This is a genomic window from Pseudomonas sp. ARP3, assembly GCF_001029595.1.
Classification (GTDB): domain Bacteria; phylum Pseudomonadota; class Gammaproteobacteria; order Pseudomonadales; family Pseudomonadaceae; genus Aquipseudomonas; species Aquipseudomonas rhodesiae.
In genome coordinates this window covers 24579-39951 of sequence record NZ_LEKF01000031.1, presented here as the reverse complement: position 1 = coordinate 39951, position 15373 = coordinate 24579, and the positions used below count along the sequence as shown (strand labels likewise).

Annotated in this window: 16 protein-coding genes; 9 read left to right on the top strand and 7 right to left on the bottom strand. The window is 60.6% G+C overall.

Annotated elements, in window-relative coordinates:
* Positions 1-13: 13 nt before the first annotated feature.
* The 3 genes from ABX75_RS25965 to ABX75_RS25955 all read right to left on the bottom strand — a co-directional run bounded on the left by ABX75_RS25965 (position 14) and on the right by ABX75_RS25955 (position 4311).
* Positions 14-1843 carry a CocE/NonD family hydrolase gene (locus tag ABX75_RS25965; RefSeq protein WP_047882919.1) on the bottom strand — a complete coding sequence of 610 codons (1830 nt, stop codon included), beginning with the start codon at positions 1841-1843 and terminating at the stop codon, positions 14-16.
* Positions 1844-1877: 34 nt separating this feature from the next.
* Positions 1878-3305, bottom strand: a complete 1428-nt coding sequence (locus tag ABX75_RS25960; RefSeq protein WP_034100562.1) for a YfcC family protein — start codon at positions 3303-3305, stop codon at positions 1878-1880.
* Between the two features lie 109 nt (positions 3306-3414).
* Positions 3415-4311: a LysR substrate-binding domain-containing protein gene (locus tag ABX75_RS25955; RefSeq protein ID WP_034100624.1), complete on the bottom strand. Its 897-nt coding sequence runs from the start codon at positions 4309-4311 to the stop codon at positions 3415-3417.
* Between the two features lie 184 nt (positions 4312-4495).
* On the opposite strand from ABX75_RS25955, the gene ABX75_RS25950 reads away from it, so the two are divergent.
* Together ABX75_RS25950 and ABX75_RS25945 are read left to right on the top strand one after the other, a co-directional pair.
* Positions 4496-5719: an OprD family porin gene (locus tag ABX75_RS25950; protein ID WP_047882918.1), complete on the top strand. Its 1224-nt coding sequence runs from the start codon at positions 4496-4498 to the stop codon at positions 5717-5719.
* A 113-nt stretch (positions 5720-5832) separates the two neighbouring features.
* A complete protein-coding gene (locus tag ABX75_RS25945) occupies positions 5833-6450 on the top strand; it encodes an FKBP-type peptidyl-prolyl cis-trans isomerase (RefSeq protein WP_034100560.1) in 618 nt (205 codons plus the stop codon).
* A 63-nt stretch (positions 6451-6513) separates the two neighbouring features.
* Here the strand turns inward: ABX75_RS25945 and ABX75_RS25940 are convergent, their stop codons facing one another.
* From ABX75_RS25940 to ABX75_RS25930, 3 genes are all read right to left on the bottom strand, one after another.
* Complete coding sequence (locus ABX75_RS25940; RefSeq protein WP_024077374.1) at positions 6514-6771, bottom strand: hypothetical protein; 258 nt, start codon at positions 6769-6771, stop codon at positions 6514-6516.
* Positions 6772-6931: 160 nt separating this feature from the next.
* Positions 6932-7273, bottom strand: a complete 342-nt coding sequence (locus tag ABX75_RS25935; RefSeq protein WP_034100559.1) for a zinc ribbon domain-containing protein YjdM — start codon at positions 7271-7273, stop codon at positions 6932-6934.
* 118 nt (positions 7274-7391) lie between these two features.
* Complete coding sequence (locus ABX75_RS25930) at positions 7392-8360, bottom strand: polyprenyl synthetase family protein (protein ID WP_034100558.1); 969 nt, start codon at positions 8358-8360, stop codon at positions 7392-7394.
* 239 nt (positions 8361-8599) lie between these two features.
* On the opposite strand from ABX75_RS25930, the gene rplU reads away from it, so the two are divergent.
* From rplU to ABX75_RS25895, 7 genes are all read left to right on the top strand, one after another.
* Positions 8600-8914, top strand: coding sequence for a 50S ribosomal protein L21 (rplU, locus tag ABX75_RS25925; RefSeq protein ID WP_003176051.1), 315 nt, complete (start codon positions 8600-8602; stop codon positions 8912-8914).
* 34 nt (positions 8915-8948) lie between these two features.
* Positions 8949-9206 (top strand): 50S ribosomal protein L27, encoded by a 258-nt coding sequence (gene rpmA / locus ABX75_RS25920; protein ID WP_003176049.1) that lies wholly within the window; start codon positions 8949-8951, stop codon positions 9204-9206.
* Positions 9207-9400: 194 nt separating this feature from the next.
* A complete protein-coding gene (gene cgtA, locus ABX75_RS25915) occupies positions 9401-10624 on the top strand; it encodes an Obg family GTPase CgtA (RefSeq protein ID WP_024077369.1) in 1224 nt (407 codons plus the stop codon).
* 127 nt (positions 10625-10751) lie between these two features.
* Complete coding sequence (proB, locus tag ABX75_RS25910; RefSeq protein ID WP_034100557.1) at positions 10752-11870, top strand: glutamate 5-kinase; 1119 nt, start codon at positions 10752-10754, stop codon at positions 11868-11870.
* A 15-nt stretch (positions 11871-11885) separates the two neighbouring features.
* Positions 11886-12350: a CreA family protein gene (locus tag ABX75_RS25905; RefSeq protein ID WP_034115068.1), complete on the top strand. Its 465-nt coding sequence runs from the start codon at positions 11886-11888 to the stop codon at positions 12348-12350.
* A gap of 101 nt (positions 12351-12451) precedes the next feature.
* Positions 12452-12934, top strand: a complete 483-nt coding sequence (locus ABX75_RS25900) for a glutathione peroxidase (RefSeq protein ID WP_034100555.1) — start codon at positions 12452-12454, stop codon at positions 12932-12934.
* Between the two features lie 148 nt (positions 12935-13082).
* Positions 13083-14186, top strand: a complete 1104-nt coding sequence (locus ABX75_RS25895; protein ID WP_034100554.1) for an NADH:flavin oxidoreductase — start codon at positions 13083-13085, stop codon at positions 14184-14186.
* Here the strand turns inward: ABX75_RS25895 and ABX75_RS25890 are convergent.
* The gene (locus ABX75_RS25890; RefSeq protein WP_034115066.1) at positions 14155-15357 is read right to left on the bottom strand and encodes a glycosyltransferase family 1 protein; all 1203 of its coding nucleotides are present in this window, start codon (positions 15355-15357) and stop codon (positions 14155-14157) included. The two genes, ABX75_RS25895 and ABX75_RS25890, sit on opposite strands and share 32 nt — an antisense overlap.
* Positions 15358-15373 lie beyond the last annotated feature (16 nt).

Genomic DNA, 15373 nt, shown 5'->3' with positions numbered 1-15373 from the left:
CGCCCTTGTGCGTTTACGCGGTGGTGGCGGTGGACACGATGGTCAGCCTCAGGCAGGACGCGGCGTCGCGACTCAGGTGCAGGGTATTGCGCGCTACCCGTGGGTGGTTAGCCTGGCCGCAGGGTTCGCCGCTATTGGGGTTGACGTCGAAGCGCGGGAAGTTACTGCTGGCAATGTCCAGGCGAAGTCGGTGGCCACGCTTGAACAGGTTGCAGGTGGCGAAAGGCTCGATCAGCACCTTGACCCGCTCGCCCGCTGTGAGTGGCTTCGGTTGGGTCCACGAATCGCGATAGCGACAACGCCGGATGCCGTCGGTGATGTTCATCGCGAAGCCCTCGGGGTAATCGGCGCTGGGCGGGTATACATCGATCAACTTGGCGGTGAAGTCAGTGTCGGGGGCGTCGCTGTCGATCCACAGCTCAATCTGTACGTCACCGGCGACGATCAGGTCTTCCTCCAGAGGCTCGGTCTGGAAACTCAGCACATCGTCGCGTTCGTTCAAGGGGCGGTCGTTACCACAGGTGCCGAAGAAGTCCGCGCGTTCACGTTGGTCGAAAGCCCCGCCCACGAACACCGGAGCGCCGGAGGTCAGCGCGCCGCCGATGGTCGGGACCGGGTGCGCCGGGTCGGCAAGGTAGCTCAGGCTCGCGCTGTCGGCCTCGGGTGCTGTGTGGCTCAACTGCCCGTGGGCATTGAGGTATAAGGTCAGCACCTGGCTGTCCGGCAGTGGCCATTGCGTCGATTGCAGCCAGCGCCCGCCATGCTCCAGGCGGCCGTTGCGGTCGCGATGACCACTGCCGCCGCCCATCAAAAATACCTGCACGCGGGTCTGCGCTGCTTGGGCCGAGGCGTTGAGGGTTTGCTCGAACCATGCCAGGCGGCAGCTCAGCCAGTCCTGCTCGACCTGCCCGTCAAATACTGCGGTGGGTCCGAATTCCACGTCGCCGCTGTGGCTGATGTTGCGATCACCATGTAGCCACGGTCCCATGACCAGTCGGGACTTTGCCGTGCCGTTTTGCACGAAAGCACGGTAGTTGGCCAGGGTCGAACTGACGTAGGCGTCGTACCAACTGGACATGAATAGCACCGGAATATCAGGCAGCCGGCCATAGTGGCCTTCGGCATAGAGACCGTTCTTGCGCCAATATTCGCTGAAGCTGCCTTGGGCCCACTGGTCCAGTAAGTACGTCTCGTATTCCGGCACATGGCGCAAGGGCGATTGGCCGGGTTGCCACGGCATGCGTGTGAACCACTGAAGAATGTCTTCCTGCTCCAAGGCCTGGCGAATGTGCGGATCGGCCAGTGCCGTGGGGCTTTCCTTGGCCTGGCGAAAGGCCCAAGTGGCTTGCTTGAGTTCGAACGCGCCACCCTGGCGTATCCCGCACTGATAGGCGTTGGCGAAGCCGCCGCTGTCGAGCGCCATGCTGCTCAAGCCGGGCGGATGCAGGCACGCCATCGCCAGTTGGGTATGGGCCGCGTAAGAAAGACCCATGCTGCCAATCTTTCCGTTGCACCAGGGCTGCCGGACGATCCAGGCCAGGCTGTCGAAACCGTCTTGGCCCTCGGCGGTGTATTTGGTGAACACCCCTTGCGAGGCATAGCGGCCACGGCAGTCCTGAAAGATCGCGACAAAGCCTTGATCGGTAAAGCGCGCGGCCATTTGCTCGCGGGAGATGTGTTGGCCGTCGAGCTGTTTTTCCGAGCGCGAGGGTTTGCTCTTGTCGTAAGGCGTACGTTCGATGACTACCGGAAAAGGCCCCTCGCCCTGTGCGGGCAAGTAGATGTCGGTGGCCAGGCAAATGCCGTCGCGCATCGGGATCATCTGGTTAAGCAGGGTTTGCATGGGGGAAATACGTCCTCGCAAAGCAGTCATTGACTCAGTACCCACTCGTGACCGCGATGGCCAGCAGCACCATCGCCAGTACGGCGTAGATCAGGAACAGCGGCAGGATGTAGCGCGCCCATTGGCCCCAGCCGACATTGGCCGTGGCCAGCAGTACCAGCAAGCCGCTGGAGGTCGGGGTGATCATGTTGGTCAGGCCGTTGCCCATCAAGAACGCGAACACCGTGGTTTGTGGACTGACGCCGGACAGTTGGCCCAACGGGCCGAAGATCGGCATGGTGACGGCGGCCTGGCCTGACGTGGAGGGGATCAACACATCCAGTCCCAGTTGTGCGAAGAACATGCCGTAGGCCGACACAATCGGGCCGTGGTCACCCACCAGATTGGCCAGGCTGTTGACGATGGTGTCCAGTACCTGGCCGGTACTCAGGATGATTTCCACGGCGGTGGCCAGGCCAATCAGTACGCCCGCGATCAGGACTTTTTTCATGCCATCGACGAAGGCGCTGGCGGCGACGCTTGCCCCTAGCCCAGCGACAACGCTGAACACCACCGTCAGGAGCAGATAAAACGCCGACAGTTCGTGGTATTTCCAGGCCCAGCGGTTGGAGGCATACACCAGGAAGCCGATGCCCGCCATCAAGACGATCAGGTTGATCAGGTGGCGTATGGGCAGGGGTTTGCGTTCGAACGTGATTTGCGCGCTCGCATCGAAACCGTGCTTGCGAATACTCCACAGCACGAAGGCGATCCCCACCAGCAGGAAGCTACAGTAGGCGAGCACGCGCATGCTCAGCCCGCTGAATATCGGCAGCCCGACCATTGGCTGGGCGACGGACAACGCCACCGGGTTAGAGATCGACGCGAGGTAACCGATCTTCACGGAGATTGCGACGATTGCCAGGCCGATCAGGTTCGACAGTCCCAGACGATTGGCCATGGCGACCATCAGCGGCACGATCAGAATGAATTCCTTGGCCAGCCCCATGAACGTGCTGCCGGCGGAAAACACCAGCATCAGGCTCGGCACCAGCACGTAGATATTGCCTCGAGTCAGCCCCAGCAGGCGCTCCAGCCCGGCGTCGATCACCCCGGCTTTGTTGAGCACGCCGAACATGCCGCCGATGAACAACACCATGAAGATCAGCGCCGCACGTTTCTCGATGCCCTGGGGAATCGCCATGAAACCTTCCACCAGCGACACCGGGCGGGCCACTGGATCACCGGCCTTGCGCGGCTCCAGTGAAAACAGTTGCCCCAACGCATCGTGTTTTTCCAGCACTTGGTAGGACCCCGGTACCACCAGGCCGTTCTGGCGCTCGAACTTGCCCGCGTTCACCGCGTAGGTGAAGGCGACCGCGAGCAAGACGATGCATAGGAGGATGATGGTCGGGTTGATCTGTTTGCGCAGTGTCGGTTTTTCTACCCCTGCTTGAGGGGAGGTGATCTGTGGTTCGCTCATGCTGGCTGCCCCGGCGTTCGCCGTTTTTGTTATGGGGGAGTGACGTGTGTTGGGCGGACACTAGGGCAAAGTTTTTGCGCCGACAACGTTATGCGCAGGGTGGGTTGGGCTATGCGTTTTGTGGCGCCAGGCGCTGTTTGAGATGCTCGGCGAACGCGGTCACCACTCGTGAGCGGGGTTCGTTGACGCGGTAGGCCAGGCCGAATGCGTAGGGCAGCGCCGGCCGAAAAGGTCGTGTGACAATCGGCAAATGCAGGAAGTGGCTGGCCAGCAGACCATTGACGATGGACACCCCCAGACCTTCGGCGACAAAGCTGCACGCCGCGCCTACGGAATGCACTTCGACACGCACTTGGGGGGTGAGGTTGGCGGCGCGGAACACCTGATTCAGTTGCGCCCGTAAAGCGCGTTGCCGGCCCAGCATCACCAGCGGCACATTGCGCAGGTGCTGCACTTCGATGCAGGCGTGACGAGTCAGAGGGTGGTCGGCCGGCATCACGCATACGCCTTCGGTTTGCAGCACCGGTTCGATGTCGAAATCGGGCATTTCCGTCGGCAGGCGTACGAAGCCCAGGTCGGCGGAACGGTCGAGTACGGCGCGCTCGATGGTGTCGTAGGAACCAGTCAGCAGCTCCACGACGATGTCCTCATGGTCTTTGAGAAACTCCGCAACGATAGGTGGCAACAGCTCCTGGGTCATGCTGGTGGGCACCCCGACCTTGAGCAGGCTCTTGCGCGAGCGACCTACGCGCATTTCGTCGGCCAGGCGCTGAATACGCTGCATGCCGTCCACCAGGCCGGTGACCTCCATCAGCATCTCTTCTGCTTCCGGGGTGGCTATCAGGCGGCCTTTCTTGCGTAGAAACAACACGAACCCCAAGGCTTCTTCCAGTTGGCTCAGCAGACGGCTGACCGCAGATTGCGACAGGCCCATGCGCGTTGCGGCGCCGATGGTCGAGCCGGTGGACATGATCGCCTTGAAGGCTTCGAGTTGCTTGAGATTCACCATGGTTTTCCTGGCGGTTGCGAGCGGCAATTGCTGCTTTGCGCATAGCCTGATGCGCATCTCGCATAACGTTGTAGGGCTTTCGACGAGCCGTTAGTGTCCGCTCCATCGCGACATTCCGTCCAGTGTGTCGCGCCATCGAACTGCCCATAAAAAACCATAAAAAGGCATTGAGGAAGCGGCCATGCGCAGACTGATCAACAGGGGAAAAATAGTCTCGGCGAGCCTGATGGCAAGCCTGTCACCGGCGCTTATGGCGCAAGGCTTCTGGGAGGATTCCCACGGGCGATTGACCTTGCGCAATTTCTATTTCAACGACGGTTACCGCGATGGCGGCGAAGATCGCAAAGAGTGGGCGCAGGGTTTTCTGCTCAACCTGCAGTCCGGCTATACCGAGGGCACCGTGGGGTTTGGCCTGGATGCACTCGGCCTTGCCGGGCTGCGCCTTGATTCCAGGCCCACCCATGCCGGAACCGGCCTGTTGCCGGTGCACGACGATGGCCACGCGGCCAGTGAATTCTCCAGCCTGGGCGTCACCGCGAAGCTGCGCTGGGGCGATGCGGTGGTGAAAAGTGGCACGTTATTGCCCAAGATCCCAGTGTTGGTGCACAACGATGGGCGCCTGTTGCCGCAAACGTTCCAGGGCACCCAGTTGGAATACACCGGCATTCCTGACCTGTACCTGCACACCGGGCATCTGGATCGGTTCAAGCAGCGCAACTCCACCGACAGCGTGGCTATTTATCCTCAGGGCTACACCGGCAACCGTGGCAGCGACTTCGACTTCGCCGGGGCCACCTATGCTTTGACGCCGAGCCTGAGCGCAACGTGGTATTACGGCGAGATGCGTGAGTTCTATCGCCAGCAATTCTTCGGCCTTGTCCATAAACAACCGGTTGGACGTGGCTCGCTGACTAGCGACGTGCGCTACTTCATCAGCGGCGAGGCGGGGGAGGCGCGTAATGGCAAGGTCGACAGTGACCTTTTCAGCGGGCTTTTCACTTACCGGCTGGGCGCACAAGCGTTCGGCGTCGGCTATCAGAAGGTGCGGGGCGATACTGCGTTGCCGTATGCCAGCGTATCGACGGTGTATTCCTTCAGTAATGCCGGTGTGGGCAAGTTCATCCAGGCGGGTGAGCAAACCTGGATGCTGCGCTACGACTACGATCTTGCCGACGTGCTGCCCGGCCTGAGCTTTATGACCCGTTACTACAAGGGTGAGAACGGTGACTACAAGGGGCGTGAGGCCCGCGAATGGGAATCCGACACCAATCTGCGCTATGTGATCCAGGACAGCACTTTCAAAGGTCTTGGGGTGGAGGTGCGCAAGGCGACCTATCGTTCGACCTACGCCAGTGACCGGGACAATTATCGGCTCTATCTCACATACGACCTGGCACTCTGGTAGTCGGGGCGGGGGCTGATCACAGGGCTGTCTTGTGTGCTAGTCTGCTGGCCCTTTTAGTTTTGGGCGGTGCGGGAGACAGTGTTTTCAGTACCGTCCTACAGCGGAGCCTCTTCATGTCCGAAGTTAATCTGTCCACCGACGAAACCCGCGTCAGCTACGGTATCGGCCGTCAGTTGGGCGACCAACTGCGCGACAACCCGCCACCGGGCGTGAGCCTGGACGCGATCCTGGCCGGCCTGACCGACGCTTTCGCGGGCAAGCCAAGCCGTGTTGATCAGGAACAAATGGCTGCCAGCTTCAAGGTGATCCGCGAAGTCATGCAAGCTGAAGCAGCTGCCAAGGCTGAAGCGGCCGCCGGTGCCGGCCTGGCCTTCCTGGCTGAAAACGCCAAGCGCGAAGGCATCACCACCCTGGCTTCCGGCCTGCAATTTGAAGTGCTGACCCAGGGCGACGGCGCCAAGCCGACCCGTGAAGACCAAGTGCGTACCCACTACCACGGCACCCTGATCGACGGCACTGTGTTCGACAGCTCCTACGAGCGTGGCCAGCCAGCCGAATTCCCGGTCGGCGGCGTGATCGCCGGTTGGACCGAAGCTCTGCAACTGATGAATGCCGGCAGCAAATGGCGCCTGTACGTGCCGAGCGAGCTGGCTTACGGCGCTCAAGGCGTTGGCAGCATCCCGCCGCACAGCGTTCTGGTGTTTGACGTCGAGCTGCTCGACGTTCTGTAAGACTGTTGGCTGATCACCTGTAGGAGCGAGTTTGCTCGCTCCTACAGTGTTGGGTGGCGTAGCTCATGGATGAAACTTGCCATTGAGCTCAGTGGTCGGGCGCAAGGCTCGGGCATAGCAGAACAAAAACAGGTTACGCACCACCTCCTTGAGCACACCGGGTTCGCTCGAACTCAAGCCGTTTACGTCCAGGTCGCCCTGGTCTTGCAGTTCATTCAACGCTTCTTCTTCAAGCACCGCGCAGACTTCGCCGGTTTCCCGATGCAGGATCCGCAGGTAAGGGTGTGGGCGATCCAGCCAGGCGTCGATCAAATAAGTCATGGTCAATTCTCCTTGATGAGTTTCAATGAGAATAATTCTTATTCGCTGAATAGCAAGTGCCTATTGGCGATTTTCTGTTTTTTCTGGAAGGGCATTGCGTTCGGTCAACGCAGAGGGCGAAACGCCATCCCGCGGCGGGCGCGGGATGGAAGCAGCAGATTCAGACTTTGCGCACGAACTCGGACTTGAGTTTCATCGGGCCGATGCCGTCGATCTTGCAATCGATATCGTGGTCACCGTCGCACAGGCGAATGTTCTTCACCTTGGTGCCGACTTTTACTACCAGCGAGGTGCCCTTGACCTTGAGGTCTTTGATCACGGTGATGGTGTCGCCGTCCTGCAGCACGTTGCCCACGGAGTCCTTCTTAACGGTTTCATCGCCGGCTGCTTCGGTCTCGCCATTGGCGGACCACTCATGGGCGCATTCCGGGCAGATCAGTTGAGTGCCGTCTTCGTAGGTGAATTCGGAATTGCATTTCGGGCAGGGTGGCAAAGTGCTCACTTGCGCTCCTTAAAGGTCAGGATGGCTAAAGTCGCACATTGTATAGGGATTTATGGTCTTACAGGTTGAATGAGATCTAAATGTGGAAGGAGACAAGCTCCTCCCACATTGGAATGACCTAGTGCGTACGGGCTACCGCGAACTCACTCAGCTCAACCAGGGCGTCCCGGTATTCGCTGGCGGGCAGGGCGTCCAGGCACTGGATGGCACGGGCTACGTAGTCACGGGCCAGTTGCGCGGTGTATTCCAGCGAACCAGACGCCTCGACGGCCTCACGGATGCTTTCCAGGTCTTCGATCCCGCCTTTCTGGATGGCTTTGCGCACCAGGGCAGCCTGCTCCGGCGTACCTTCGCGCATGGTGTAGATCAGCGGCAGGGTGGGCTTGCCTTCGGCCAGGTCGTCGCCGACGTTCTTGCCCAGGGTTTCGGCGTCGCCACGGTAGTCGAGCAAATCGTCCACCAGCTGGAATGCCACGCCCAGATGATCGCCGAACTTACGCAAGGCTTCGGCCTGCTCGGCGGTCGCGCCGCACAAAGCGGCGGCGCTGTGGGTGGAGGCTTCGAAGAGCATCGCGGTTTTGCCGCGAATCACTTCCATGTAGGTTTCTTCGGTGGTGCTGGCGTCACGCACCTTGGACAGTTGCAGCACTTCGCCCTCGGCGATGATGCGCGTGGCCTGGGACAGGATTTTCATAACCGGCATTGAGCCCAGCTCGACCATCATTTCGAACGAGCGCGAATACAGGAAGTCACCCACCAGCACGCTGGGCGCGTTGCCCCACATGGCATTGGCGGTCTCGCGGCCACGGCGCATGCCGGACATGTCGACCACGTCGTCATGCAGCAGGGTGGCGGTGTGCAGGAATTCAATGGTGGCGGCCAGCAAGCGCAGGTCATCGCCTTCGCGGCCCAGGGCCTTGCCGCACAGCAACACTAATAAAGGACGCAGGCGTTTGCCGCCGGCCGACGTAATGTAGTCGCCAATTTTGGAGACCAGCGGCACTTTAGATGTCAGCTGCTGCTTGATGATGCCGTCGACGGCGCTAAAATCGTCCGCGACCGCGCGGTAGAAAGCTTGGGGTTGCATCAGCGACAGTCGCTCCAGAAGGGTTGCGCGGCATGCTAGGACCCAGGCCCCGCAGTGTCAAGGCGCGATGGACGGCCTCTTGCAACACCCATTTACCTTGCGTACAATCGCGCACCCTGAACTTCCTGGGCAGCACCTGCCTTACGCAATTGCATTCGGGACGTCCATCCCATGCAGCCATGCCAGCCAATACCTCTTCTTATAAAGCGCTGGGTGAGCAGGATTATCGGAGAAATACCATGTCGTACGCAGTAATTGTTACTGGTGGCAAGCAATACAAGGTCGCCCCAGGTGAATACCTGAAGATCGAAAAACTGGAAATCGCTACCGGCGAATCCGTGACTTTTGATCGCGTTCTGTTGGTCGCCAATGGCGATGACGTGAACATCGGCGCTCCAGTCGTTGCTGGCGCTACCGTTGTGGCTGAAGTGATCTCCCAAGGTCGTCACGATAAAGTCCGCATCATCAAGTTCCGTCGTCGTAAGCACCACATGAAGCGTATGGGCCACCGCCAGTGGTACACCGAGATCAAAATCACCGGTATTCAGGCTTAATTTCAGCCTAATTCCTCACTAGGAGAATTGACTCATGGCACACAAAAAAGCTGGTGGTAGTACCCGTAACGGTCGCGACTCAGAAGCCAAACGCCTTGGCGTGAAGATGTATGGCGGCCAGAAAATCATTCCGGGCAACATCATCGTGCGTCAGCGCGGCACCCAATTCCACGCTGGCTACGGCGTTGGCATGGGTAAAGATCACACCCTCTTCGCTAAAATCGAAGGCGTGATCAAGTTTGAAGTAAAAGGCGCGTTCAACCGCCGTTACGTGAGCGTTGTCGCAGCTTAATTGCGAGATCGCTGGAAAAGCCCTGTCTTGCGACGGGGCTTTTTCGTTTGTGGAGTGAGTCTCTTGCAAAGCTGTTTGTGATGGGCAAGAGCAGCGGATTTTGCGGATGTTGCTTGAGGTCGCTGCGCTCATTTTTGCAAGAGTCTTATGTCTTGGTTTCTTAAGCTCGTCCATGCGACGAGAGGCGTTTTGTTATGAAGTTCGTTGATGAAGTTTCCATCCGAGTAAAAGCAGGCGACGGCGGTAACGGTTGCATGAGTTTCCGTCGCGAAAAATTCATCGAAAACGGTGGCCCCAACGGCGGCGACGGCGGTGACGGCGGTTCCATCTACATGATGGCCGACGAAAACCTCAACACCCTGGTCGACTACCGTTACACCCGGCACTTCGATGCCGAGCGTGGCTCCAACGGCGGCAGCACCGACTGCACCGGTAAGAAGGGTGAAGACCTGGTCCTGCGCGTACCCGTAGGCACCACGATCATCGACTCGGCGACCCAGGAAGTGATCGGCGACCTGACCAAGGCCGGTCAGAAACTGATGGTGGTACAGGGCGGCTGGCACGGTTTGGGTAACACCCGATTCAAATCCAGTACCAACCGTGCGCCGCGCCAGACTACGCCGGGCAAGCCGGGCGAGCAGCGTGACCTCAAGCTGGAAATGAAAGTACTGGCGGACGTGGGCCTGCTGGGTCTGCCGAACGCTGGCAAGAGTACCTTTATCCGCTCGGTATCGGCCGCCAAGCCGAAAGTCGCCGACTACCCGTTCACCACCCTGGTACCTAACCTGGGCGTGGTCAGCGTAGACCGCTGGAAAAGCTTCGTGATCGCCGACATTCCCGGCTTGATCGAAGGCGCTTCCGACGGTGCTGGCTTGGGTATTCGCTTCCTCAAGCACTTGTCCCGCACCCGTTTGCTGCTGCACCTCGTCGACATGGCGCCGTTGGATGACACCAGCGCGCCGGACGCCGCCGAAGTGATCGTCAGCGAACTGACCAAGTTCAGCCCCTCCCTGGCCGAGCGTGATCGTTGGCTGGTGCTGAACAAGTGCGACCAGATCCTCGAAGAAGAACACGAGGAACGCGTCAAGGAAATCGTCGACCGCCTGGAATGGACCGGTCCGGTCTATGTGATCTCGGCCATCGCCAAAGAAGGCACCGAGCGCCTGACCCGCGACATCATGCGCTACCTGGAAGACCGCGCCGACCGCCTGGCGGCCGATCCAGTGTTCAAGGCCGAACTGGCCGAACTCGACCAGCGCATCGAAGACGAAGCCCGCGCCCAACTGCAGGCCCTGGATGACCAGCGTGCCCTGCGCCGTAGCGGCGTGAAGTCGGTCCACGACATCGGCGACGATGATTGGGACGAAGAAGACGTGGATGACGAAGACGGTCCGGAAATCATTTACGTGCGCGACTGATTCGTTGCAGTAAACTTAAGCGCCGCTCACTTGAGCGGCGTTTTGGTATCTGTAGTCTTTAAAGTAGCCACGAATAACGTTATGGGCCGCGCTGGGTCGCGCAGCCCTCACTCTAAGGTTGAAGATGATGCGGAGCAAAGTGACAGGCGCGCAGCGCTGGGTCGTAAAGATCGGCAGTGCGCTGCTGACGGCGGATGGCAAGGGGCTGGATCGCGCAGCCATGAGCGTCTGGGTCGAGCAGATGGTGGCCTTGCATGAGGCCGGTGTTGAATTGGTGCTGGTGTCGTCCGGGGCGGTTGCCGCCGGCATGAGCCGCCTCGGCTGGACCGCGCGACCCAGCGCGATGCACGAGCTGCAGGCGGCGGCCGCCATCGGCCAGATGGGCCTGGTGCAAGCCTGGGAATCCAGCTTTGCCGAGCACGGCCGTCACACCGCGCAGATCCTGCTGACCCACGACGACCTGTCCGACCGCAAGCGCTACCTGAACGCCCGCAGCACCTTGCGCGCCCTGGTGGAGCTCAAGGTGATCCCGGTGATCAACGAGAACGATACCGTGGTCACCGACGAAATCCGCTTCGGCGACAACGACACCCTGGCCGCCCTGGTGGCCAACCTGGTGGAAGCCGATCTGTTGGTGATCCTCACCGACCGCGACGGCATGTTCGACGCCGACCCGCGCAACAACCCCGATGCCCAGCTTATTTACGAAGCGCGCGCCGATGACCCGGCGCTCGATGCCGTGGCCGGCAGTGTCGGCGGTGCTTTGGGCCGTGGCGGTATGCAGACCAAGCTGCGCGCTGCGCGCCTGGCGGCGCGTTCCGGCGCGCACACCATTATCGTCGGTGGCCGCTTGGAGCGTGTGCTGGACCGTCTCAAGGCCGGCGAGCGCATCGGCACCTTGCTGTCGCCGGAGCGCGGCATGTTGGCGGCACGCAAGCAGTGGCTGGCGGGGCATTTGCAAACCCGTGGCACTCTGGTGCTGGACAACGGCGCTGTGGCGGCGTTGTCCCAAGGCAACAAAAGCCTGTTGCCGGTTGGCGTCAAGCAGGTTCAGGGCAGCTTCCGCCGTGGCGAGATGGTGGTCTGCGTGGCGCCGGACGGTCGTGAGATCGCCCGCGGCCTGGCCAACTACAGCGCTCTGGAAGCGCAAAAAATCATCGGGCAGCCGTCCGACGCGATTGTCGGTCTATTGGGTTACATGGCGGAGCCGGAACTGGTGCACCGCGATAACCTGATCCTGGTTTAACCAAAGGAATACACGATGCGCGTAATGAAAGGATTGCTCGGCCTGCTGTTGGCCATGCCGCTGCTGGCGTCTGCCGAGGAAGTTGGCCAGGTGTCGACGGTGTTCAAGTTCGTCGGCCCCAATGACCGGATTGTGGTCGAAGCGTTCGATGACCCCAAGGTCGAAGGCGTGACCTGCTACCTCTCGCGCGCCAAGACTGGCGGCGTGAAAGGCGGCCTTGGTCTGGCCGAAGACCGCGCCGAAGCCTCGATCGCCTGCCGTCAGGTCGGGCCGATCCGCTTCAAGGGCGAACTCATGGATGGCGACGAAGTGTTCAAGGAGCGCACGTCGCTGGTGTTCAAGACCATGCAGGTGGTGCGTTTCCTCGACAAGAAGCGCAATACCCTGGTGTACCTGGTCTACAGCGACCGCCTGATCGAGGGCAGCCCGCAGAATGCCGTCACGGCGATTCCTATTTTGCCGTGGCCGACCGCTCAGTAACCCGCAGGCGGGTTTTTTAATCGCCGTCTATGATTGCAGGCTTGCGGTCTGTACTCTCGAACAGCCGCATTGCATAGAACATGGGATATCTGGAGTTCGTCATGAGTGCTTTCCACGACCTGAAACTCAAAGCTTTAGACGGACAGGAGCTGCCGCTGGCGCCTTTCAAGGGGCAAGTTGTGCTGGTGGTCAACGTTGCGTCCAAGTGCGGTTTGACCCTGCAATATGCGGCGTTGGAAAACCTCTATCAACAGTACAAAGACCGCGGATTTACCGTGCTGGGCCTGCCGTGCAACCAGTTTGCCGGCCAGGAACCCGGCAGCGAAGAAGAAATCCGCGCGTTCTGCAGCCTGAATTACGGCGTGACCTTCCCCCTGGGTAGCAAACTCGACGTGAACGGCCCTGAGCGTCACCAGTTGTACCGCCTGCTGGCGGGCGAGGGTGCTGAGTTTCCTGGGGATATCACCTGGAACTTCGAAAAATTCCTGCTGGGTAAAGATGGCCGCGTGCTTGCGCGTTTCTCGCCGCGCACGGCGCCGGATGATCCGACGGTCATTCAGGCTATCGAAAAAGCCTTGTCCTGATCCCCCTCACCTGCAGGCGCAAGCATGTTCGCGCCTGCAGGTGTTCGGCGTTTCTAAGCCTTAATCACTCAGATCAATAGTGCTACTCGGCACGCAGAGCTGGCCATATTATCCGCATCATAAATCCAGCCCTTCGTGGAGTGCTCCCATGCCTGCCCAAGCCTTGTTCAAACCGTTCCAGCTCGGTGCGCTGCACTTGCCGACCCGTGTGGTCATGGCGCCGATGACCCGTTCGTTCTCGCCCGGCGGCGTGCCCAATGCCAAGGTCGTCGAGTATTACCGCCGCCGTGCCGCCGCAGGCGTGGGCCTGATCATTACCGAAGGCACCGTGGTCGGGCACCAAGCCTCCAACGGCTACCCGAACGTCCCGCATTTCTATGGCGAAGCTGCTCTGGCCGGCTGGAAGAAAGTGGTGGACGCCGTGCACGCCGAGGGTGGCAAGATTGTCCCGCAGTTGTGGCATGTAGGCAGCGTACGCCGCATAGGCACCGAGCCAGACGCTAGCGTACCGGCCTACGGCCCGATGGAAAAACTCAAGGATGGCAACGTGGTCGTCCACGGTATGACCGCCCAGGATATCCAGGACGTCATCGCCGCCTTCGCACAAGCGGCTAAAGACGCGCAGCGTATCGGCATGGACGGCGTGGAAATCCACGGCGCCCACGGCTATCTGGTAGACCAGTTCTTCTGGGAAGGCAGCAACCAGCGCACCGACGAGTACGGCGGCAGCCTGGCCAACCGCTCGCGGTTCGCCATCGAGCTGATCCAAGCGACCCGCGCCGCTGTGGGCCCGGACTTTCCGATCATCTTCCGTTTCTCCCAGTGGAAACAACAGGACTACACCGCGCGTCTGGTACAAACCCCCGAAGCGCTGGGTGAGTTTCTCAAGCCGCTGTCTGAAGCAGGTGTGGATATCTTCCACTGCTCCACGCGGCGTTTCTGGGAGCCGGAGTTCGAAGGTTCCGACCTTAATCTGGCCGGCTGGACTCGCCAGCTCACCGGTAAACCCACCATCACCGTCGGCAGCGTCGGCCTGGATGGCGAGTTCCTGCAATTCATGGTCAACACCGACAAGGTCGCCCAACCGGCCAGCCTGGAAAAACTGCTGGAGCGTCTGAACAACGACGAGTTCGACTTGGTTGCCGTAGGCCGTGCGCTGCTGGTGGACCCGGATTGGGCCGTCAAGGTGCGCGAAGGCCGCGAAGCGGACATCCTGCCGTTCAGTCGTGAGGCGTTGACGACCCTGGTGTAAGCGGCGACAGGGCGGGTGCCAGGTGTCCGCTCTCGCAGACACCGCGCAATTGGCGCTCGAACTGTTCGATGATCGCCGGCCAGCCCTGGCGGCTCGCATGCTGGCGTGCATTCAAGCGTGCCCTGCGCAAACTTTCGCTTTCTTCGAGTAGCCAGTTGGCCGCATCGCAGAACGCGTCCTCATCTCCAGGCATCGCCAGCACACCGTTATAGCCATGGCGGATGTGCTGGGTTGCGGCGGCCTGATCGTACGCCACCACGCCCAATCCTGAGGCCATGGCTTCCAACACTACATTGCCGAAGGTTTCTGTGAGGCTGGGAAACAGGAACAGGTCCCCCGAGGCATAGTGCCTGGCCAGGGTCTCGCCGCGCTGGGTGCCGCAGAAGATTGCGTCCGGAAGGTCGCGCTCCAACTGAGGCCGCTGTGGGCCGTCGCCGACGATGATTAATTTCAGTCGACGCTGTGGATAAGTGGTTTGCAAGGACTCGTAGCAACGTTTGAGCAACCCTAGGTTTTTTTCCTGGGCCAGTCGCCCGACATGCAGCACCGCCACGTCTTCGTTGCCCAACCCCCAACTGTCGCGCAGTGCATTGTCGCGTTTGGCCGGGTGGAAGAGTTGGCTGTCGACGCCGCGCGACAGCATGCCCAGGCGCTCGAAATGCCGGCGTTCCAGTTCCAGGCGTTGGCTGGCGCTGGGCACCAGCGTCAAACTGGAGCGGTTATGGAACCAGCGCAGATAGTGGGTGACCATCCGGCTTAACAGGCTCAGGCCATATTGGTTCGAGTACTGCTGGAAATTGGTGTGGAAACCACTGACCACGCTGATCCCCAAACGCCGCGCCGCCCGCAACGCCGACAACCCCAAGGGGCCTTCGGTGGCGATGTACAGCACATCTGGGCGCTGACGTGTCCAGCGTCGTAGCAACTTGTGCATCGACGATTGGCCCCATTGCAGCCCCGGATAACCTGGCAGCGGCCAGCCACGGCACAGTAGCAATTGGGCGTCGCTCGGGCGGCTCTGGTCTACGCCCTGGCGCGGGCGCACCAGTTCGACTTGATGGCCACGGGCGCGCAAACCATCGCACAAGCGGCCGAGGGTATTGGCCACCCCGTTGATCTCTGGCGGGAAGGTTTCGGTGATCAGGGTGATGTGAAGCGAAGCTGTCGTCATGACCCACAGTCTCACT

Bases quoted from the DNA above. Each gene is read 5' to 3' on its own strand.
- ABX75_RS25965 (WP_047882919.1), bottom strand. From the start codon at position 1,843: ATGCAAACCCTGCTTAACCAGATGATCCCGATGCGCGACGGCATTTGC.
- ABX75_RS25960 (WP_034100562.1), bottom strand. From the start codon at position 3,305: ATGAGCGAACCACAGATCACCTCCCCTCAAGCAGGGGTAGAAAAACCG.
- ABX75_RS25950 (WP_047882918.1), top strand. From the start codon at position 4,496: ATGCGCAGACTGATCAACAGGGGAAAAATAGTCTCGGCGAGCCTGATG.
- ABX75_RS25945 (WP_034100560.1), top strand. From the start codon at position 5,833: ATGTCCGAAGTTAATCTGTCCACCGACGAAACCCGCGTCAGCTACGGT.
- ABX75_RS25940 (WP_024077374.1), bottom strand. From the start codon at position 6,771: ATGACTTATTTGATCGACGCCTGGCTGGATCGCCCACACCCTTACCTG.
- ABX75_RS25930 (WP_034100558.1), bottom strand. From the start codon at position 8,360: ATGCAACCCCAAGCTTTCTACCGCGCGGTCGCGGACGATTTTAGCGCC.
- rplU (WP_003176051.1), top strand. From the start codon at position 8,600: ATGTCGTACGCAGTAATTGTTACTGGTGGCAAGCAATACAAGGTCGCC.
- rpmA (WP_003176049.1), top strand. From the start codon at position 8,949: ATGGCACACAAAAAAGCTGGTGGTAGTACCCGTAACGGTCGCGACTCA.
- cgtA (WP_024077369.1), top strand. From the start codon at position 9,401: ATGAAGTTCGTTGATGAAGTTTCCATCCGAGTAAAAGCAGGCGACGGC.
- proB (WP_034100557.1), top strand. From the start codon at position 10,752: ATGCGGAGCAAAGTGACAGGCGCGCAGCGCTGGGTCGTAAAGATCGGC.
- ABX75_RS25905 (WP_034115068.1), top strand. From the start codon at position 11,886: ATGCGCGTAATGAAAGGATTGCTCGGCCTGCTGTTGGCCATGCCGCTG.
- ABX75_RS25900 (WP_034100555.1), top strand. From the start codon at position 12,452: ATGAGTGCTTTCCACGACCTGAAACTCAAAGCTTTAGACGGACAGGAG.
- ABX75_RS25895 (WP_034100554.1), top strand. From the start codon at position 13,083: ATGCCTGCCCAAGCCTTGTTCAAACCGTTCCAGCTCGGTGCGCTGCAC.
- ABX75_RS25890 (WP_034115066.1), bottom strand. From the start codon at position 15,357: ATGACGACAGCTTCGCTTCACATCACCCTGATCACCGAAACCTTCCCG.